This is a genomic window from Pseudenhygromyxa sp. WMMC2535 (genome assembly GCF_011083025.2).
Genome location: NZ_JABJWV010000030.1, coordinates 1 through 4,258, shown reverse-complemented (window position 1 = coordinate 4,258; position 4,258 = coordinate 1). Strand labels below are relative to the sequence as shown.

The window sequence follows — 4,258 nt, the reverse complement described above, 5'->3', positions numbered from 1 at the left end:
CCGAAGATCGCCTCGACGCGCTGGTCGAGGTCAATGAAGACAGCGCCGCGGCGGGCCGCGAGGGCCCGCCCGACGCTGGACTTTCCGGCGCCCATGAGCCCGAGCAAGAAGACCGGTCGGTCGTCTCGCCCGGAGGGCTCGGTGGGCTCAGCCACCGATACTCGTGGAGCGGTTGATGATCCGCGGCGTCAGGAAGATCAGCATCTCCGAGCGGTCGTCGCGTTCGGTCTTGTTCTTGAAGAACCACCCGATGATCGGGATCTCGGCGAACCAGGGCACCTTGCTGTGGTTGATCGCCTGGTTGCGGGTGTAGATCCCGCCGATCACGGCGGTGTCGCCGTCGGTGATCAACAGCTGGCTCTGGGCCGAGTTGGTCAGGATCGTCGGATCACCCCGGGCGCCGGTGTTGACGAAGTCGGCCTCGTTCTTCTGGACCTGTACGTCGAGGAGCACGGCGCCCTCGTTGGTGACCTGGGGCGTGACCCGCAGGCCGAGGGTCGCGTTGACGTAGCGCGTGTTGACACCCTGGGCAGAGACCTGGGAGATCGGGATCTGCACGCCCTGCTGGATGTCGGCCTCGGTGTTGTCGAGGGTGACGATCTTCGGCGCGGAGATGATCCGGACCTCGCCCTCGTCCTCGGCGGCGCTCAGGCGCAAGTTGGTGTTGAGGTTGCCCGAGAGGCTGCCGAAGCTGAAGCCGATCGCGCCACCGGTGCCGGTCGAGACCGGAGCCGGGAGGTCGACGGCGTAGTTGGGGTTGGCCGCCGAGCCCGGGAGGATCAGGCCGTTGGTCGGGGACTGGTTGCTGCCCGAGCCGCCGCCCACGCCGATGGAGTTGGGGAAGAGCAGCCCCGTGGGGTTGCCCGTGCCGGGGCTGGCCGTGAAGTCGAAGCCCCACTGGATGCCGAGCTGGCGCAGCCAGTTGGTCCGCGCCTCGACGATCCGCGCCTCGATCAACACCTGGGGCGTCTGGCTGTCGAGCTGGCGGACCAGGGACTCGGCCAGGGCGATGTTCTCGGCCACGTCCATGACGATCAGCGTGTTCGTGCGCGTGTCGGGGGTGACCGAGCCGCGCGAGCTGAGCACGCTCTGGACCTTGGGCAGCATGTCGCCGACGTCGGCGTAGCTCAGGGGGATCAGCCGGGTCTCGAGCGGCTTGAGCTGGACCTGGGCGTTGGCCTCCTCGATGGCCTTGCGGCGCTCCTCCTCGAGGGCGGTCAGCGTGGCCACGCGGATCACGTTGCCCTCCTGGACCATGCCCAGGTTCAAGGAGCGCAAGATGATGTCGAGGGCCTGATCCCAGGGCACCGCCGAGAGCTTCATGGTCACCGAGCCCTGGACCTCGGGGCCGGCGATGATGTTGACCCGGCCGATGTCCGAGAAGAGCAAGAGCACGTCCTTGATCGGCGCGTCCTGGAGCTCGATGTCGATGCGCTCGCCTCGCCAGCGGCTGCGGCCGTTGACCTTGGTCCCCGGTCGGGCGGCGAGCACCGGCGGCGTCGAGAAGCCCGAGACCTTGGTCCCGCCGAGGCTGACGACCTCGCTGCGCTCGATCTCGTCGATGTCGTCGATGTCGGCTGCCGCCTGGTCGGGCGCGGGGGCGGCCGCGACCGCGCGGGGGTTCTGCTCGCGGCTGGCGATCACGGCCTCCCTGGCGGCGGGGGACTTCTTGCCCGGGAAGCGCCAGATCAGCCGGTTGCCCTTGCTGTCGAGCTCGATCTCGGCCGGGCTCGAGGTCTGACTGGCGACGATGATCTTGACGTCGCTGCCCTCGCGGAAGCTGGTGATGCGGTCGACCGGGCCGCCGAAGCTGGTCGTGTCGAGGCTGCGCTCGAGGTTGACCGGGATCTGCGTGTCGCGCAGCTCCAGCATGTTCATGTTCGGGGTCAGGCTGCTCGCGTCGTAGACGACGGGGCCGTCGATCTCGACGATGACCACCGCGCCCTGCGGGCCGTCGACGAAGCGGACGTCTCGCAGCGCCGCGTCGCCGGCGGCCTTGCGCTGCTCCTCCCACTGGCGGGTCAAGGAGCGGCGCTGCTTGTGCGCGACCAGGGTCTCGTCGAGGCGGGCCTGGGCCTTGCCGAGGGCCTCGCGGCGCTCGGTGAGGGCGTCGCGCTCGCCCTCGAGCAGGAGCTCGAAGGCGAGCGCGACGCCCTCACGAGCGCCGCGAGGCCCTCGGCAAGGCCCAGGCCCGCCTCGACGAGACCCTGGTCGCGCACAAGCAGCGCCGCTCCTTGACCCGCCAGTGGGAGGAGCAGCGCAAGGCCGCCGGCGACGCGGCGCTGCGAGACGTCCGCTTCGTCGACGGCCCGCAGGGCGCGGTGGTCATCGTCGAGATCGACGGCCCCGTCGTCTACGACGCGAGCAGCCTGACCCCGAACATGAACATGCTGGAGCTGCGCGACACGCAGATCCCGGTCAACCTCGAGCGCAGCCTCGACACGACCAGCTTCGGCGGCCCGGTCGACCGCATCACCAGCTTCCGCGAGGGCAGCGACGTCAAGATCATCGTCGCCAGTCAGACCTCGAGCCCGGCCGAGATCGAGCTCGACAGCAAGGGCAACCGGCTGATCTGGCGCTTCCCGGGCAAGAAGTCCCCCGCCGCCAGGGAGGCCGTGATCGCCAGCCGCGAGCAGAACCCCCGCGCGGTCGCGGCCGCCCCCGCGCCCGACCAGGCGGCAGCCGACATCGACGACATCGACGAGATCGAGCGCAGCGAGGTCGTCAGCCTCGGCGGGACCAAGGTCTCGGGCTTCTCGACGCCGCCGGTGCTCGCCGCCCGACCGGGGACCAAGGTCAACGGCCGCAGCCGCTGGCGAGGCGAGCGCATCGACATCGAGCTCCAGGACGCGCCGATCAAGGACGTGCTCTTGCTCTTCTCGGACATCGGCCGGGTCAACATCATCGCCGGCCCCGAGGTCCAGGGCTCGGTGACCATGAAGCTCTCGGCGGTGCCCTGGGATCAGGCCCTCGACATCATCTTGCGCTCCTTGAACCTGGGCATGGTCCAGGAGGGCAACGTGATCCGCGTGGCCACGCTGACCGCCCTCGAGGAGGAGCGCCGCAAGGCCATCGAGGAGGCCAACGCCCAGGTCCAGCTCAAGCCGCTCGAGACCCGGCTGATCCCCCTGAGCTACGCCGACGTCGGCGACATGCTGCCCAAGGTCCAGAGCGTGCTCAGCTCGCGCGGCTCGGTCACCCCCGACACGCGCACGAACACGCTGATCGTCATGGACGTGGCCGAGAACATCGCCCTGGCCGAGTCCCTGGTCCGCCAGCTCGACAGCCAGACGCCCCAGGTGTTGATCGAGGCGCGGATCGTCGAGGCGCGGACCAACTGGCTGCGCCAGCTCGGCATCCAGTGGGGCTTCGACTTCACGGCCAGCCCCGGCACGGGCAACCCCACGGGGCTGCTCTTCCCCAACTCCATCGGCGTGGGCGGCGGCTCGGGCAGCAACCAGTCCCCGACCAACGGCCTGATCCTCCCGGGCTCGGCGGCCAACCCCAACTACGCCGTCGACCTCCGGCTCGGTCTCGACCGGCACCGGTGGCGCGATCGGCTTCAGCTTCGGCAGCCTCTCGGGCAACCTCAACACCAACTTGCGCCTGAGCGCCGCCGAGGACGAGGGCGAGGTCCGGATCATCTCCGCGCCGAAGATCGTCACCCTCGACAACACCGAGGCCGACATCCAGCAGGGCGTGCAGATCCCGATCTCCCAGGTCTCTGCCCAGGGTGTCAACACGCGCTACGTCAACGCGACCCTCGGCCTGCGGGTCACGCCCCAGGTCACCAACGAGGGCGCCGTGCTCCTCGACGTACAGGTCCAGAAGAACGAGGCCGACTTCGTCAACACCGGCGCCCGGGGTGATCCGACGATCCTGACCAACTCGGCCCAGAGCCAGCTGTTGATCACCGACGGCGACACCGCCGTGATCGGCGGGATCTACACCCGCAACCAGGCGATCAACCACAGCAAGGTGCCCTGGTTCGCCGAGATCCCGATCATCGGGTGGTTCTTCAAGAACAAGACCGAACGCGACGACCGCTCGGAGATGCTGATCTTCCTGACGCCGCGGATCATCAACCGCTCCACGAGTATCGGTGGCTGAGCCCACCGAGCCCTCCGGGCGAGACGACCGACCGGTCTTCTTGCTCGGGCTCATGGGCGCCGGAAAGTCCAGCGTCGGGCGGGCCCTCGCGGCCCGCCGCGGCGCTGTCTTCATTGACCTCGACCAGCGCGTCGAGGCGATCTTCGGG

Annotated in this window: 5 protein-coding genes and 1 pseudogene; 4 read left to right on the top strand and 2 right to left on the bottom strand. The window is 69.2% G+C overall.

Features of this window, described 5'->3' with window-relative positions:
• On the bottom strand, positions 1 to 95 hold a 95-nt coding region (locus G6O69_RS42710), incomplete at its 3' end, for a shikimate kinase (protein ID WP_217910187.1).
• A gap of 52 nt (positions 96 to 147) precedes the next feature.
• Positions 148 to 2,025, bottom strand: a complete 1,878-nt coding sequence (pilQ, locus tag G6O69_RS38960) for a type IV pilus secretin PilQ (protein WP_176397458.1) — start codon at positions 2,023 to 2,025, stop codon at positions 148 to 150.
• Between the two features lie 15 nt (positions 2,026 to 2,040).
• Between pilQ and G6O69_RS38955 the strand changes: the two genes are divergently transcribed.
• From G6O69_RS38955 to G6O69_RS42705, 4 genes and pseudogenes are all read left to right on the top strand, one after another.
• The gene (locus tag G6O69_RS38955) at positions 2,041 to 2,238 is read left to right on the top strand and encodes a hypothetical protein (protein WP_176397457.1); all 198 of its coding nucleotides are present in this window, start codon (positions 2,041 to 2,043) and stop codon (positions 2,236 to 2,238) included.
• Positions 2,235 to 3,287: pseudogene (locus G6O69_RS41345) on the top strand (secretin N-terminal domain-containing protein); the annotation flags it as partial. The gene G6O69_RS38955 and the pseudogene G6O69_RS41345, both read left to right, overlap by 4 nt.
• Before the next feature lie 313 nt (positions 3,288 to 3,600).
• Complete coding sequence (locus G6O69_RS41340) at positions 3,601 to 4,110, top strand: hypothetical protein (RefSeq protein ID WP_255216877.1); 510 nt, start codon at positions 3,601 to 3,603, stop codon at positions 4,108 to 4,110.
• A 52-nt stretch (positions 4,111 to 4,162) separates the two neighbouring features.
• Positions 4,163 to 4,258: shikimate kinase (locus tag G6O69_RS42705; protein ID WP_217910187.1), on the top strand; the 96-nt coding region annotated here is incomplete at its 3' end.